At 41.0% G+C, this 17,915-nt stretch carries 7 protein-coding genes and 2 pseudogenes; 7 read left to right on the top strand and 2 right to left on the bottom strand.

All coding sequences use genetic code 11. The features are described 5' to 3' along the window. Positions 1–2,269: hybrid sensor histidine kinase/response regulator (locus BACCELL_RS00640; protein WP_007209536.1), on the top strand; the 2,269-nt coding region annotated here is incomplete at its 5' end. 67 nt (positions 2,270–2,336) lie between these two features. Here BACCELL_RS00640 and BACCELL_RS00645 read toward each other — a convergent pair. After that, on the bottom strand, positions 2,337–2,555 hold the full coding sequence (locus BACCELL_RS00645; RefSeq protein WP_007209537.1) for a hypothetical protein: 219 nt from the start codon (positions 2,553–2,555) through the stop codon (positions 2,337–2,339). A 554-nt stretch (positions 2,556–3,109) separates the two neighbouring features. Between BACCELL_RS00645 and BACCELL_RS00655 the strand changes: the two genes are divergently transcribed. Further along, entirely contained in the window at positions 3,110–7,135 is a 4,026-nt protein-coding gene (locus BACCELL_RS00655) for a response regulator (protein ID WP_081450784.1), read from the top strand. Positions 7,136–7,345: 210 nt separating this feature from the next. Further along, positions 7,346–8,803 carry a right-handed parallel beta-helix repeat-containing protein gene (locus tag BACCELL_RS00660; protein WP_248604782.1) on the top strand — a complete coding sequence of 486 codons (1,458 nt, stop codon included), beginning with the start codon at positions 7,346–7,348 and terminating at the stop codon, positions 8,801–8,803. 60 nt (positions 8,804–8,863) lie between these two features. Here the strand turns inward: BACCELL_RS00660 and BACCELL_RS00665 are convergent, their stop codons facing one another. Then, the gene (locus BACCELL_RS00665; protein WP_007209541.1) at positions 8,864–9,382 is read right to left on the bottom strand and encodes a helix-turn-helix domain-containing protein; all 519 of its coding nucleotides are present in this window, start codon (positions 9,380–9,382) and stop codon (positions 8,864–8,866) included. Between the two features lie 234 nt (positions 9,383–9,616). On the opposite strand from BACCELL_RS00665, the pseudogene BACCELL_RS00670 reads away from it, so the two are divergent. From BACCELL_RS00670 to BACCELL_RS27720, 4 genes and pseudogenes are all read left to right on the top strand, one after another. Continuing rightward, positions 9,617–12,923, top strand: a pseudogene (locus tag BACCELL_RS00670) (SusC/RagA family TonB-linked outer membrane protein). Between the two features lie 13 nt (positions 12,924–12,936). Then, entirely contained in the window at positions 12,937–14,919 is a 1,983-nt protein-coding gene (locus BACCELL_RS00675) for a RagB/SusD family nutrient uptake outer membrane protein (protein WP_007209544.1), read from the top strand. Positions 14,920–15,060: 141 nt separating this feature from the next. Then, positions 15,061–16,179 (top strand): annotated as a pseudogene (locus BACCELL_RS27715) (glycoside hydrolase family 88/105 protein); the annotation flags it as partial. Further along, the gene (locus tag BACCELL_RS27720; RefSeq protein WP_044153147.1) at positions 16,165–17,865 is read left to right on the top strand and encodes a BNR repeat-containing protein; all 1,701 of its coding nucleotides are present in this window, start codon (positions 16,165–16,167) and stop codon (positions 17,863–17,865) included. The pseudogene BACCELL_RS27715 and the gene BACCELL_RS27720, both read left to right, overlap by 15 nt. Positions 17,866–17,915 lie beyond the last annotated feature (50 nt).

Below are 17,915 nucleotides of genomic sequence, written 5' to 3' on the forward strand. Positions count from 1 at the left end.
GTATCGGACTGAAGAAAGTAAGAAAAACCTGGAGATGGCGATGGAGGCTGCGAATATGTCCTCATGGGTATACGACGTGTACAAAATGGAGTTCGGGATCTTGCATGGAAACTCTGTTTTCAAAAGTGGTATGTCCTTGGAGCAATTGTTACCGATGCTTCATCCGCAGGACTGCGTTCCGTTAAGGGAACTATTTTCCCGGCTGATAAACAAAGAGGTCCTGCAGGGGCAGCTCACAGTACGTGTTTTCAATGAACAGGAAGGAGAATTCCGGCATTATGAGAGCCGTATGCGGCTTTCGACCGAGCATTTTGGTAAATTGCAGATTGTAGGTACCTTGCTGGATGTAACTGAAAAGCTCCAGATGGCAAAAAAGACACAAGATCTTTTAGTTAAGCGTGAACTGGCCATGAAGGTCAACGATATAGTTCACTGGGATTTCAACGTGCAGATGCAAACATTCGAAGCTTACAATGATCCGGTAAACGATTATGCTTCTGACAAGTTGGTATCTTTGGAAGAGTACTTGAATGTGATTCATCCCGAAGACAGGTCTTTGGTCAATGATGCGCTGCAATCTATGCTGTTGGGGCGGAATATGAATATAAATCTCACCTGCCGTATTCAGACCAGGTATGATGATACATGGCAATATTGCAATATTACGGGCGTTCCTTTCGAATTTGGAGAGAGCGGAGATGTTATCCGTTATACCGGCTTTAGACAGAATATTTCCAAACTCCATCAATTGAACGAGGAGCTTAAAGAACGGAACTACAAGATGGAGCTGACTTTCAAGACTGTGGGTATGTCCTATTGGGATTACGATGTGAAGACCCGGCAATATCGGTCATTCAATGATCCGGTGAATGATTTTAATCCCGAAAAAGCAATTATGCCTGAGGATTATTTGAAAGCTGCCCATCCTGAGGATACGGAACGCGTTCGTGAAAATATAGTCGGCATGTCTGCCGGGCAGTATAAGGAGTTCTCGCTTCAGTATCGTTCCCGTACCAAATGGGATCAGGATTGGCAGACACTGATTGTTACCGGGCTTCCGTCTGAACGTGACAAGAAGGGAAACGTCATTCGCTATACCGGTATCGCTTTCAACAATACGAAGTGGGAAAAAATGGCTCAGGAACTGAAAGAGATGAAGGATAAGGCCGAGCTCTCCGACCGGTTGAAGTCGGCATTTCTGGCCAATATGAGTCATGAAATACGTACACCACTGAATGCCATTGTAGGGTTCTCCGAATTGCTGGTCGACAGTGACGACCCGGATGAAAAGAAGGAGTATTGGCATATCATCGAGTCCAACAATGACTTGTTGTTGCGACTTATCAATGACATTCTGGATCTTTCGAAGATTGAGTCGGGAATTATTGATCGGAAACGTGAACGGTTTAACCTGACACAACTGTGCAATGAACTCTATGTGATGATGCGGTCGAAGATTCCGAACGCTGACGTGGAGTTGGTCCAAGATAATCCTTGTCCGGAATGTTGGATTTTCCTCGACAGTAACCGGCTTAAGCAGGTATGGATGAACTTCCTGACTAATGCGGTAAAATATACCAGATCGGGATATATCAGAATGGGATACTCGGTTGAAAAAGACGGAATTCGGTTTTATGTGGAGGATACGGGGACGGGGATCCCTAAAGAACTACAGGATCGGGTTTTCGGTCGTTTCCAGAAGTTGAATGAATTTGTTCAAGGTACAGGACTTGGATTGGCAATCTCCCGGGCAATTGTTGAAGCTGCGGGTGGAGAGATCGGATTCACTTCTGAACAGGGGATTGGATCGACCTTTTGGGCATGGGTTCCGTGTGAGATTTTTCAGCATGGAGACGTAGGTTGCCCGGAAACAACTCTTCCAAACCGTCGTCCGGTGTTTAGCGAAGGCAGTGACAGGAAACTCAGAATTCTGGTGGCTGAAGATAACGACAGCAATTTCTTGTTAGTGCGGAGTATTCTTAAGGATTACGACTTGTTACGGGTGACCAATGGTGTAGAGGCTGTTGAGGAGATTCGCAATGGGAAGTTTGATTTCGTACTTATGGATTTGAAAATGCCCGTTATGGACGGTTTGGTAGCTACTCGGAAGATTCGGGAGTTCAATAGTGACATCCCGATTGTAGCACTTACAGCGAATGCTTTCGATACTGACCGCGCCAGTGCTATGGATGCCGGATGTAATGCTTTCTTGCCTAAGCCGGTAAAACGGAAGCAACTGTTTGAGCTCCTTTCAGGGGCCTGTCGGTAAGTTTGAGATAAATAGTAATTCGCTTGTTTAGTGTGCTTCGGTAGCAGCTCTTGGAATAACTTCTACCTTATTCTAACTCTGTTGCGCAGATATCAATTGTACTCAGTGCGTCCGAGATATCAGTCGGGGTTATCCCTTGACATTCAATTCTCAGTATCTTCTCCCAATCTTCAAAGTCTACGTTCCATACGTGGATCTGCGGATATTGGGTGAATAACTTTTCTATTTTCTTTATTTCCCGCCTCTTTTCTATAGAAGTCCGGAAGATTAAAATATTGTCTGTCATTGCGATAACTTATTTAATACCACTTATGTTATTTAGTCTGTTTAGTCTTTCTGGAAGCACTTCGTTTGATGCAAAGATAAGCCGAATAGTCTTTCCGTAAAAAGTTTGTAGACCAACCTACAGATTCCTTATGACGAAATTAAGAATATGAGTGACCAACTTCTTTTCCTGTATATTCATATCGCTTCATTGGGTTTGCAAAAATAGCGTTTGGATTTTGCATACGCTTGTAAAAAAACGCCATTTTGCTATACGGTTCTGAAACGTTGTCTGTAATCTGATGGAGTAATTCAATCAGTGCTAATGTAGATTGTCTCTTAATCCATGATAGTGTTTTGGCATTGACCATATCCGTGAGGCTTTCGGGAATACCCGGAATGAATAGGGTATCTATTTCATAATCCAGAGATTTTTATTATTGGAAAAACTGACTTCCTATCATGAAATGTGCTTAGTGAAAGAGGCGATGGCTTTTTGAAGAATAGACGTTTTTCTTCCAAATGTACTTTTATGCTTGCATAATTTATATATTTGCAGCATAAAAATCTTGTATTATGTTAAGAAAAGCACCTTTTTTCTCATATGTTGTAAGAATGGTAACATTCTTTGGTTTTCTTGGGCTATCTCTTTATATGAATGCCCGGAATATACAGATTAAGGATATTCCCCATATAGATAAATTGTCCACGAATGTCATCAATACCATTTTTCAGGATTCTGAAGGGTATATATGGTATGGTACAGCGGAAGGATTATGTCGTGATGATGGTTATAATATCCATACATTCAGGTCTGACTTTAAAGATCCGGATATGATGCCAAGTAATGTGATCACTTGTCTGGGAGAAGACAGTATCACACACAATATCTGGATTGGAACTGATAAGGGGTTATATATCTTAAATAAACAAACTTACACTATTGCATCTGCGGATATCGCAGAGCTTAAGGATATCAATATAGAGGGAATCATAGTGACCTCAGATCACTCTATATGGATAAATGTCTATAGAAGAACGTTCCGACTTTCGCCAGAAGGAGAGATTCTGAAAATATACTCATTGCAATGTTCTACGGGTCCGGGAGAGGAGTATGTACTGTATGAAGATAGAAAACATCAACTGTTGCTCTCTATATCTGGTAAAGGATTACATAAATGGAATAAGCAAAAGGATGAATTTGAACTATTCTTCCCTTATACTGATAGGATAAGTGATCTTATACAAGATAGAGAGAAAGACTATTATTGGCTGGCTTCCTGGCAACAGGGGATTATTCGTTTGGATCCCTTGAATTCTGTTAAGGAATTGCAATATGTTCCTCAACCATTACCTATGAATTCTGCCGGGCAAATAGCCAAGACGGCTTTACATCTTGTGCAAGATGATGTGAACAACTATATTTGGACAATATCATGGAGTGACTTATTTGCCTATCAGGTCACAACGGGTGGACTGTTGAAGCAGGTAGATACCTCAACGTTTTTGCCGCAATACAACAAAGCATTAAAGCGTATTATTAAAGATAGGGATGGCAATCTTTGGGTGACTTCTCTGGATAATCACAACTTTATCATCTATTTTGATGAGGATAATTTGCATGAATACAATATCGCCCCATTGGAAAAACAAATAAAGTGGACACCAATTTTTGAAAATCTGTGTAAGGATGAGAAAGGAATATTTTGGGTTTTCCAAAGACGTCTCGGACTTTGTATTTATCAACCGGAGAAAGATAAAATCGAATGTTATACCAGTTCGAAAGCAGTCAGTGACAGTCCATTTCTGGTACTTTCTTATTTGCTGAAATCAAAAAAACAAGGGCTGGTATGGGTAGTACCGCAAAGTAGCTGTGAATTATATGGCTTGAGCCAGAATAATATGGAGATAGAAATAGAACGTAGGGTGAATTTGTTTTCGGTATCAAAGACCTATGATGTTATCAATTATTTATTTGAAGATAATGACGGTAACCTTTGGATTGCAGCAGGTAATCATTTGTTTATCTACCAGATAGAAAGTGAGAAGTTGGAGCTTGCTTCTGATAATATAGGTGTTATCAAAGGTTTGGCTCAAACAGAGGATGGTATTATCTGGGGTATTGTAAAAAATAAAGGTCTCATCAGGATTGACAGGGAAAGGCATATGACAGAATATTCTGCCCCTTATTCTTTTCTATGTGTAGCTGCAGATCATAATAAATTATGGCTGGGGACTGATAAAGGAGGTATTATGTTATTTGATTCTGAAACCGGCTCTTTTGAAGATTATAATACGGCATGTGGAGTAAACGGAGACAAGATTAGCAATATCATAGTGGATCGTTTTCATCATGTATGGATAACAACCAGTAGGGAGGTCAAGGAATTTAATCCTAAGAATGGAGCTTACAGAAGTTTCTATGCATCCAGTAAGAATATTGGTTTCAACCGTTTTCTTCCCCAGTCTGTGTTTGAAGATGCTGACGGGCAACTTTACTTTGGTGGTATTCCTGGTATATTATCTATTTCTCCTTCTCAACGTCTGGACAATATTTCCCAACCCAAAGATATTCTTATAACTGATATACGGATTATGGGACGGAGCATTCTACTGGATAATAAACGGCCGGGTAAATCATTGAAAGTTGTTGATATATATCCGGAAGAACAAAATATTGAGATACAGTTTTCATCTTTAGACTATCAGAATAGTTCGCGGATACGATATGCATATCGCTTATCCGGAATAGATAAAGAGTGGATATATTTGTCGGCAGGAAAAAACTCAGCTTTCTATAATAAGTTGAGTAAAGGTAAATATGTGTTTCAGGTAAAGGCTACAGATGGAAATGGTTTGTGGAGTGACCATGTGGTTGAGATCAGCCTTAACCGCCTTCCGGCCTGGTATGAAAGTTGGTATGCTTATACGGTATACGTATTGTGCATACTGGCGATTACCTACTATTTCTATAGAATGGTACGTAATCGCATTCGTATGAGACAAGCCATAGCAATGGGGAAAATTGAGCGCCAGAAGATAGAAGAAATCAATCACGCCAAACTGCAATTCTTTACTAATATCACACATGAACTACTCACTCCTTTATCTATAATTTCAGCCTCTGTGGATGAACTAAAGGAAGAAATACCAAGTAGTTCGCGGCTTCTTCAGGTTATGGAGAACAACACTTCCCGCTTAATCAGACTGATCCAGCAGATTCTTGAATTCAGAAAGGTAGAAAACGGAAAGTTGAAGTTGAAAGTTTCTTGTGGTAATATCAGCTTATTCCTGAAAAACTCCGTTTTGGCTTTTGCTCCTTTGGTAAAGAAGAAAAAATTATCTATTTCTTTGGAGGCGACCGAAGAGTGTTCTGGATATTTCGATGTAGATAAGTTGGATAAGATTATATATAACCTGCTTTCTAATGCTGCTAAATATACTCCTGAAGGAGGTGCCATAACCCTGTGTCAGTCTTATGATGAAGAAACCGGATTACTGAAAATCACTGTCAACAATCCGGGAGAATGTATTCCGGAAGAAAAACTGGCACATTTGTTCGAACGGTTCTATGAAGGTGAATATCGGAAGTTCCATACTATTGGTACCGGCATCGGCCTTTCATTGACAAAAGATCTGGTGGCATTGCATCATGGCACTATCCATGCCTTTAGCAATAAAGAGGAAGGCAATACATTTGTGGTACAAATACCTGTGCGGCGGGAGGCATTCAAAGAAGAGGAAATTGATGAAAGTATGGAGTATGCAGCTTATAATGTTCTGCCTATTGGTGAAGTAGAAGAAGCAGTTGCTACGGATATGGCTGAAAGAGAACCGGGTAGTTCCTCTTTATTGCTGGTAGAAGATAATGAGGATCTTTTGTCGTCTATGGTCCGTTTGTTGCAGGGCAGATATCATATCTTACAGGCAAGAAACGGGGTAGAGGCATTGGCTGTGCTTGAAAAAGAAGAAGTGAATCTGATTGTTTCGGATATCATGATGCCTGAAATGGATGGAATAGAATTATGTCGCAGGATTAAAGAGAAATTTGAAACTTGCCATATTCCAGTCATCTTGTTGACGGCCAAGATAACTGATGAGGATCAGGTAATGGGGTATGAATCGGGGGCAGACGGTTATATCTGCAAACCACTCCGCTTGTCTGTTTTATTAGCCAAGATAGACAATTTGTTGAAGAAGAGTAACCGTATGGGAATAGATTTTCGTAAGCAATTAGTGTTCGAAGCTAAAGAGTTGAATTTTACTTCTATGGATGAGGCTTTTATCCAAAAAGCAGTGGATTGTGTGAATGCACATTTGGATGATTGTAATTTTGAACATGCACAATTCTTGGCAGAGATGGGAATGGCGAGAACTACTCTGGCTGATAAGTTGAAGTTATTGACGGGGCTTACTCCTTCTGGATTTATCAATAATGTTCGTCTGCAAGCTGCATGTCGTTTGATAGATGAAAAGAAGAAAATCCGTATTTCAGATCTGGCTTATGCCGTGGGATTCAATGATCCTAAATATTTCAGTCTTTGTTTCAGGAAGAAGTTCGGACTGTCTCCTACAGAATACATGATGAAGTATGAGAATTGAATTTATTAGCGAGAAAGTACCTTTTTGAACCATCAGTCTCTCTTTTCCGGTAATAGTTCTCCTTCTTTTTATTTATATTCCTCTACTTTTGAGGACGTGAATTAATTCTAAATATAAATATGAATTTAAAGAAGGAAACTATGATTAAACTAAAAACGGCAACATTGCTGCTTGTCTTTGCATGCACCTTTTTCTGTGTTTGTGATAGCAGTGCCAAGACTGGAAAAAAATTATTATGTAGATGCCTTGCAAGGTAACGACGATGCTAATGGATTGAGTAAACAAACAGCTTGGAAAAGTCTGGAGAGGTTGAAAGATATTCAGCTTCGTGCAGGAGATTCGTTACTATTTCGAAGAGGGTCTGTTTTTATCGGCATTTTGGAACTCTCAGCGAAGGGGAAGGCTGATAAACGGGTTATTATAGATGCTTACGGTATCGGTAGAAAACCATGTATCAAAGCACCGGACGCTTCACTATATACAATATTAGTACAGAACTCGGACTACCTTACACTACAGAACCTTGAAGTGGTAAATACTGGTACAGAACGGCTGGCACACCGCACGGGTGTAAAAGTGCTGTGTGAGAATTACGGTGTATCTCATAACATCATACTCAATGCATTGGAAATCCATGATGTAAATGGTAGCTTAATCAAGCAGGAAGGAGGTGGTTCTGGCATTTTAATTGTGAATAAAGGACAAGATGTAATATCGACCTTTGATGGATTGACCATTGAGAATTGCATCATTCGCCGTTGTGAGAGGAATGGCATGATTTGGTCTTCCTATAGCAGCCGTAATAATTGGCATCCCAGTACCAATACTGTTGTTCGTAAAAACTTGATAGAAGAAGTTCCCGGTGACGGTATTGTTCCGATAGGCTGTGAAGGAGCACTGATAGAATATAACTTGATGCGTAATTGTCCGGGAACACTACCGCATAGCGAAGCTGCTGCCGGTTTCTGGCCATGGAGTTGCGACAACAGTGTTCTTCAGTTTAATGAAGTGAGTGACCATAAAGCCCCTTGGGATGCACAAGGCTTTGATTCCGATTATAATTGCCATAATACGACCATTCAATATAATTTTAGTCATGATAATGATGGGGGGATGGTTTTAATTTGTAATTCCGGGACAGACGGTGGAGTAGGCAATCAGGGTACGGTAGTACAGTACAATGTGAGCATTAATGATGCTATTCGTCCACGTGCCACACGCAGTGGTATATTTTCTGCTACTATTCATATCGGTGGACCTTGTGAGAATACGCTGATAAACAATAATATCCTGCATGTTAATCCTAAGACGGCTTCGTTCATAGACCGTAGTATCATTACATCTGATTCATGGGATGGATATGCTAATAACACTATATTTAAAGAAAATATCTTTTTTGCTCCTCAGGAATCGGAGATTCGTCTTACCAAATCCACAAATAACATCTTTGATGGCAATTACTATCTAGGAAATTTCATAGGAAAACCTGCCGATAAAAGTGCCAAGGATGCTTCCGCTTATTACTATTCATGTATAAGTAAAGACCCAATGGGATTTGATAGTTTGTCTTTCCTTTTCGATACGGTAATTGTTGGGGATGGGGCTGCTGTACTGAAGGTAGTCAGTAAGGATGCCATTCATCGATTCTTTGAAGATATGAAGAATTGATTTTTTATCTGAAACAAAATATAGCGATAGTATTACCGGATAATAACGGTAGTGCTATCGCTATATTATTATTCCGCACCGTCTGAAGGTAGAGGGGGCTTTACCGAATTTCTTTTTGAAACATTGGCTGAAATATCTCGGATCGTTAAAGCCAACCTTATAAGCTACTTCTGATATATTGTATTGCCTTTCCGACAATAGGCTGCATGCTTTCTTCATGCGGACATTACAAATAAATTCACTGGGTGACAATCCGGTCAATGCTTTCACTCTTCGATAGAGCATGGATCTGGATATATGGATTTCTGCTTGCAGGAGTGGCATGGATAAATCCGGATTATCCATATGTTTCTCGATAGCAGCAAGTATTTGTTTAAGGAATGCTTGCTCGGATGGATTGGGCGCAATTCTTTGATACTTCGATTGGTTCTGCATTTGTGCAGACAATGCATTTGTTTTTGATAGCAATTGGGTAATATAGCCTGTAATATCTTCGTAAAGAGTCGAAGGAAGTATTATGACTTCCAGTTTTTCTGTAACCGGATTCATGAATGGATTGTCAATAAGGTATGCTCTCATATGTTTTTAGAATTAATGAAATAATATATGGAGCAAACTTCCGAAAAAGTGAGTAATAGGAGGGTGAATTATTACCGGAAACCTGCTTATAAGGCGTTTATAACCCTTTCCCGGTAATGATTCATCCTCTTATTCCTTATATCCACCTACTTTTGGCTAACGATTTAGAACAAAGAACATATATGCATCTTGTTGAATTAGTCACCTTAATTATCTAATAAATTTTAAAAGACGATGAAAAAGAATTCGTTTAGATTCAAAAGAAATCGAAAGGCGATAACAGCCTTGCTAATCTGTGTAGGTTTCGTCGGTATTCATCCTTTGGCGGTATTTGCCGAAGATGATGTTAATGTCGTACAGACAGTGCAACAACAGAAACAGACCATTACTGGTATTGTGAAAGACGCAACGGGGGAACCTGTGATTGGAGCCAGCGTGAAAGAAAAAGGAGATCCATCCAATGGTGTGATAACCGATATTGATGGAAACTTCAGATTGAGTGTTCCTGCTAATGCAACTATTGAAATCTCATTTATCGGTTATCAGACGGCCAGTGTGAAAGCCATTTCAGGAAAACCTTTAAATATAGTATTGCAGGAGAATACTGAGATGTTGGACGAAGTGGTTGTAGTGGGTTATGGTACGATGCGTAAAAAGGATTTGACAGGTTCTGTCATTCAGATTCGTCCGGACAATCTTGCTAACGAGGCACCCAAGACAGTACAGGATGTACTACGTGGTACACCGGGCTTGAATGTGGGTATGGATGCTTCTGCGAAAGGTGGTGGTTCTCTTCAAATTCGTGGTCAACGTTCACTTTATACAGACGGTGGGCATAATGATCCGCTGATTATTCTTGATGGCATGATGTTTTATGGAGAACTTTCCGAACTCAATCCGGATGACATTGCGCAAATTGATGTATTGAAAGATGCTTCTGCCGCTGCTGTGTATGGGGCAAAAGCTGCTAATGGTGTTATTATTGTTTCTACCAAGAAAGGAAAAAATGGTAAACCGATGATTAATTTCAGTACCAACTGGAGCTTTTCTACAATGGGAGCTAACCGTGATGTTTATGATGGGGAAGGTTATTTGAAGTATCGCCGCGATTGGTATGTTGCAGGTACATACGGTGTAAACCCTGAAACTGGTGCTTATGAAGAGTATCAGGCGGATAAGAAAAAATACCCTGCAGGATATTATGATGCTCCCACACAGGAAAATCTGAATAAATACGGTATTACCCTTGACCAATGGCGTGCATATACCAATGCGGGTTCGGACATTTCCGACCAAGAAGTATGGGGAGCCACTAGGCTTGGTTTACAGGGAAATAGCCTTGCCAATTTTCTCTTGGGACAAACTTTTGATTGGTACGATCATTCTTTTCGTACAGGTCTCAACCAGAATTACAACGTGAGCATGTCTGGCGCTACCGATCGTGTGAATTACTATTTCTCTCTGGGATATATGGATAATGAAGGAGTGGCAGTAGGTAATGATTATACCACTTTCCGTTCTAACATGAAAGTGAATGCAAAAGTTACCAACTGGTTTGAAGTAGGCGCTAATGTCAACTTCCAAGAGCGTACCGATGGGGATACTACGGTAGACTGGGGCAAGCAGATCACTGAAAACAGCCCATTTGCTTCTTATCGGAATGAAAATGGAGAATTGGAGCGCTTTCCGATGGGAAATGTTTCAGGAAATACGGGGTACAACTATGATTACAGACAACAATTTAAGGAACGTGAGTCGGGTTATACAGTACTTAATACTATTTTGAATGCCAAATTGACGTTACCGTTCGGCATCACTTATGCCTTCAATATAGCACCGCGTTACCAGTGGTACTATTACCGTTCTTTTCAGTCTTCAAAAGATCCTGATGTAACGGCAGGGTCGGCAAGCCGTAACAATGGTAAGCGTTTTGACTGGTCACTGAACAACACTTTGACTTGGGATAAAACTTTTCTTGAGAAGCACCATTTTACAGTGACACTAGTACAGGAAGCTGAAGAACGACGTTCATGGGGTGACAATTTGAGTGCCAACAACTTACAACCGACTGATGCTTTGGGCTTCCATTATGTAAAAGCAGGTGACAAAGAATCCAGTGCTTTCAGTTCGGATGATGGACATGAAACCGCTGACGGTATGCTTGCACGCCTGTTCTACTCGTATGATGACCGATATATGTTTACCGGCTCTATACGCCGCGACGGTTATTCAGCTTTTGGTACTTCCAATCCGCGTGCAACTTTCTATTCAACCGCCTTCGGATGGACTTTCTACAAATGAGAAATTTTTCAATTGGGAACCGATGAGTTTCGGTAAGCTGAGATTTTCTTGGGGACAGAATGGTAACCGTTCATTGGCTAATCCCTATATTGCTCTTGCCGACCTGGGCTCAGGTACCGGAGGTACTTATGGTTATGTAGACGCAAGTGGTAATACGACAGAATATCGTTACTTTACAATGAACCGTCTGGCCAATACGCATCTGCAATGGGAAAAGACCACTGCCTGGAACATTGGTTTAGATTTTGGCTTTCTGAATAACCGTATCAGTGGTAGTGTTGAGTATTATCACATGCCTACTACACAGATGATTATGAATCAGTCCTTACCCGGATTTTCCGGTTTTGGTTCAGTCACTACCAACTTGGGAGAGGTGCAGAACCGTGGTGTGGAAATCTCATTAAGTACAACAAATATTAAAAATGATGTGCTGGAATGGAATACTACGATAGGCTTTTCATTCAATAAGAATGAAATCAAGCATCTGTATTATGAGTATGAAAATGTGCTTAATGCTCAAGGTGAAGTAATAGGTACTAAAGAAAGAGATGATATTTCCAATAAATGGTTTATCGGACAGCCTATTGGGGCTATCTGGGATTATAAAGTAACCGGTATCTGGCAGAAAGATGAAGTGGAAGAAGCTGCCAAGTATGGACAGCGTCCGGGTGACCCTAAGGTATGGAACAATCCTGATAATGATAAAGTAAATGCAGACGGTAGTGTTACTATCGTGTATGACAATGATGACAAGCAATTCCTGGGACAAAGCAGTCCGAAAGTGAATTGGTCTATGCGTAATGAATTTACTTTCTTCAAAGATCTAACTTTCTCATTCAATATTTATTCAAAGATGGGGCATAAGAGTCTGGAAACAGATTACCTGAATAAAGATAATGCAGGCTCAAAAGTGACGAATGGTCAGAATGTATATGCTAAGAAGGGATATTGGACTGTAGATAATCCGACCAATGAATATGGACGCTTAGATGCACAAGGTCCGTCGGGAGTGACTACACCGGGCAAATTACATAATCGTTCATTCATTCGTCTGGACAACATTTCACTTGCCTATAAACTGCCCAAGAAGTTCATTTCACGCTGGAGTATAGAAAAGGCGATTATTAGCGGAAGCATCAAGAATGTTGCAGTCTGGGCTAAAGACTGGAAATACTGGGACCCTGAAACCGGTGGTTTGGCTCCGAGAACCTTTAATATTGGATTAACTTTAACTCTTTAATTACATAACGGATATGAAAAAGATAAAAAATATAGCATTGATAGGTATGATTGCTGTCGGTGTGTTGTGTTCTTCTTGTTCAGAAGACTTCCTGAAACCGGACCCGCTTTCATTCTATGAACCTGAACAAACCTTTACTACTGAAGCCGGATTGCGCTCTGTTGTAGCTACGCTGGATAGACACTTGCGCAATTACTGGACCTATTATCAAGCTGCCAATCTGGTAACTCCTTTCTATACATTGTTTATGCATACCGATTTAGCTGTTGCCGGAAAAACAGATCAGAGTACTATCTGGGCAGATCCATCCGAACGCCTGACTCCTTCGGACGGAATGGGCGGCGGAGGCAGCGAAGTGAATCAGTTCTCGTATTTCTGGGGTGAAACTTATACAGGTATAAAATCAGCTAATACAATAACCAGCTATATCGGCAAAATTAAGGATATGGACGAAGCTTCCAGAAATAAATACATTGGTTGGGCTTATTTTCATCGGGCATATCGTTATTTGTCATTGGTCTTTATGTTTAAGGATGTCCCATTGGTGACAAAGATTATAGAAGGTCCGAAGTTCGACTATAAAACAACTTCCCGTGAGGCCATTCTTGCGAAGATGGTTGAGGATATGGAATTTGCCGTACAGTGGGTTCCGGAACAAAAGGATATGAAAGAGATCGGTCTGGTCAATAAGGGAGCTTGCCGCATGTTACTTTCTAAACTTTATCTGGCAACCGGACAGTGGGAGAAGGCTATTCAGCAGCTGAATGAAGTGATAGATAACTCCGGTTATTCGTTGATGACGAATACCTTTGGTACTTTTGTCACTCCTTTCAATACAGAAACGTGGCCTATTCAACGCAATGTGATCTGGGATTTGCACCGACCTGAAAATAAGTTGATAGCCGAAAATAAAGAAGTGATACTGGGTATGCCTAATCGCGGTATCGGTTCATCGAATTCTTTTGTTGCTTTCAATACAATGCGTGCTCTGGGTCCATTGTGGGATGACAAGAGTAATCTATTGGACCCTAATGGAGTACAAGCTGTGAAAAGTTTTGCTCGTAGCGATAAGAATTATGACTCTAAATATGACTATAATCGCTCCATAGGTCGTGGTACAGGTTATTTGCACCCTACTTATTACTCTCAATATGGTATGTGGGAAGTGAATGGAGTAGATGATGAGGGAGATTTGAGACGTAGTACAAAGAGCGGAAACTGGATGATGATGGATTCTGTCAGGGTCAATAATCCTTCTTCCAAATATTATGGTCAGTATCTTCAGAAGTCTTGGTGTAAGGATACAATCCGTGACTGGTTCGGATGGCCTCACTATAAAATCTATTTAATGGACCAGAATGCCGAGGCGAAAGAAAGTAGTACACAGTTCAATGGCGCTTCCAGCAGCTCCACTACAAGTGGCATAGCCGACTGGTATTGCTACCGTCTGGCAGAGGCTTATTTGCTGCGTGCTGAAGCAAAATTTTATAATGGCGATCCTGCCGGTGCTGCTCTGGATGTAAACAAAGTGAGGGAGAGAGCTCAGTGCAAACAGCTTTACACAACTGTAACCATTGGAGATATCATGGATGAGCGTGCACGTGAATTGTATCTGGAAGAATGGCGCTATCTTGAATTGAGTCGTGTGTCTTATTGCCTTGCCCTAAGCGGAAAACCGGATGAATGGGGAAATACGTATGATGTGAATACTTATGATAAACAGGAAGGTACAGACCCGAATGGTGGAAGTTATTGGTATCAACGCATTATGCATTACAATGAATTCTATAATAAAAATCCGGAGTTGATTGTGAAGAACCATAAATATACCATTGACAAGCGTAATCTGTATTTGCCTATTCCACAATCAGCTATTGATGCCAATCGTTTGGGAAAACTACGCCAGAATTATGGCTATGACAAATATGATGACAGTGTGCCGATGTGGGGAAACTGGCAGGAGGCTGTAGCCGACGAAGATAACCTGTCTAACTAAATTGGGCTTCGGCTCTTCTGAGTAGTAAATTCGCATTTTTTCAATAGGTATTATAAGGAACGGGGTGATCGTTCTTTTCTTGAGATCACCCCGTTTTCATTTGTATCAATCAATATAGAATCAAGTATGAATAGAATAACAATGAAAGGACTGTTTTTTGCTTTTCTGACTCTTATTTTTTGTTCCGGATATTTTCCGTGTGCAGCAACCGAACTTCCGAAGGTGTCCGATGTGTCCGGTATTATCCATAAAGTGAACAGATACTGGCAAACTACGCATCCTAAACATAGTTGGTCATTCTGGGATCATGCTGCCTATCATACCGGAAACATGGAAGCTTATTTCCTGACAGGGGATACCGCTTACTACAATTATTCTGAAGCATGGGCTGGGCATAATCAGTGGATGGGAGCCAGAAGCAAAGATAAGTCTAAATGGAAATCCGGCTATGGTGAAAGTAATGAATATGTTCTGTTTGGCGATTATCAGGTGTGTTTTCAGACATATATCGACCTTTATACTGTGGAGCCTGACGAACGGAAAATAGCCCGTGCCCGCGAGGTTATGGAATATGAAATGAGTACCGATCGCTCCGATTATTGGTGGTGGGCTGATGGACTCTATATGGTGATGCCCGTTATGACTAAACTGTATAAGGTGACCGGAAATCCGCTTTATTTGGAGAAGCTGCATGAGTACTGGGAATATGCCAATAGCATTATGTATGACGCAGAGGCTGGTCTGTATTATCGTGATGCGAAGTATGTCTATCCTAAACATAAAAGTGTAAATGGTAAAAAGGACTTTTGGGCGCGTGGTGATGGCTGGGTACTGGCTGCATTGGCCAAAGTGCTGAAGGACTTGCCTCAAGATGATAAATACCGGTCAGAATATGTCGACCGTTTTCGGACAATGGCTAAAGCTGTAGTCGCCTGTCAGCAACCGGAAGGCTATTGGACCCGAAGCATGCTCGATCCGCAACATGCTCCCGGGCCGGAAACCAGTGGAACAGCTTTCTTCACCTATGGTCTGCTGTGGGGCGTCAATAATGATTTATTGGATAGAGAAACTTATGAATCGGTAGTATTGAAAGCATGGGAATATCTTGCTACAGTGGCTTTGCAACCGAATGGGCATGTAGGCTATGTACAACCTATTGGTGAGAAAGCTATCCCCGGACAAGTGGTGGATGCTAATTCTACTGCCAATTTTGGTGTAGGTGCTTTCTTATTGGCTGCTTGTGAAATGGTACGTTTCATCGAAGATGCGCCTATCGTCAATGAAGGATATCAGGTGACGGATAAAGGTGCCTGGTGTTGGTTTGCCGATCCTCGTGCCTTGCATTATAAAAGTAAAGATGGCAGTATAGACCGAACCTATATCGGCTACATTGATACTCATGGAAATATAAAAGCCATGCAATATGATTTTCATAAAAAGCAGCAGAAAGAAGTCCTTATCCGTTCCTGCTTCCAGCCGGATGATCATGATAACCCGACTTTCCTGATACTGCCTGATGAGCGTGTCATGATATTCTATTCGCGCCATACGGATGAACGTTGTTTTTACTATCGCATCTCGCGGGAACCGGGTGACATTACAACTTTAGGAGAAGAGAAGAAAATTATCACTGAGAATAACACCACCTATCCTTCTCCCTTTATTCTTTCCGATGATCCGGATCACATCTATCTTTGCTGGCGTGGAATAGGCTGGCATCCTACGATTGCCAAGTTATCCCTACCGGATAAAAAAGATAATATAAACGTGGAGTGGGGACCTTACCAATTGGTACAGTCTACCGGAGCGCGTCCCTATGCCAAATATACGTCGAATGGAAAAGATAAGATTCTTTTCACTTATACTACAGGACATCCTGATCAGGAGAGTCCAAATTTCTTATATTTCAATTATATCGATATACACACTTTGCAACTGGAAGATGTGAAGGGAAATGTGCTTTCGACCATAGCCGATGGCCCGTTTCAGATAAATAAAAGAAGTGAGTATGTAGAACAGTATCCTTATACGGTGGTAGATAGTCCTGAAGAGCGTGACTGGGTATGGCAGATAGCCATCGACAAACCGGGGAATCCTGTTATTGCCATGGTTCGTATCAGTGAAGACAAAACCTCACACAATTATTATTATGCCCACTGGACAGGAAAAGAATGGAAAAAGAACTTTCTGGCTCATGCCGGCGGACATTTTCATCAAAGTTCTTATATCGAGAAGTGCTACAGTGGCGGAATGACTATTGATCCTGCACAGACAAATGTGATTTATTGTTCTGTTCCCGTAGAAGGCAAATATGGACGGAAATATGAGATACAGAAATATATGCTGAATGATGGGGGAGATGTGGTTGCCGTTGAGGCTGTTACCCGTAATTCCCGGTACAATAATGTGCGTCCCTATATTATTCCTGATTCGGAAGATACTCCGTTACGGCTGACATGGATGCATGGCAATTACTATGACTGGATTGTAAGTACCACACATCCGTTGGGGTATTGTACTGCGATTCATTCCGATTTTCGAGGTTTCCCTGTTAAGACTGAAACTGAGAATATTGAGATGACAGTTGAACAAGCTAAGGATTTTAAATTTGATTTTAAGGAAGACTTTGTAATTTCCGTAACCTTGAAGCCTGATACGGTAAAATATCGTGGTTGTCTGTTGCAACTTGGAAAACTGGGGTATTATCTGAATGCCAATACTATGAAACCAGAGGTACGTTATCAAAGAAAAGTATATACCAGTACCAATATGCTGGGAACAGCTGATACTTGGGCAATCATGCCACGTGGTACGAATGGTAAATGGTATGTTCCGCAGAAATACTCCGAGTTACGTTTAAAGTTGGAATATAAGAACGGTATTTTGTGTACTTATGTTAACGGTCTGCTTGATCAGACCATTGAACTATTGCCATTTGTCAGGTGATATTAACGCCCCCATGTTAATTCAATATTGGTCTTTACGATAAAAACAGT

This window comes from Bacteroides cellulosilyticus DSM 14838 (genome assembly GCF_000158035.1).
In the GTDB taxonomy this organism is placed as follows: domain Bacteria; phylum Bacteroidota; class Bacteroidia; order Bacteroidales; family Bacteroidaceae; genus Bacteroides; species Bacteroides cellulosilyticus.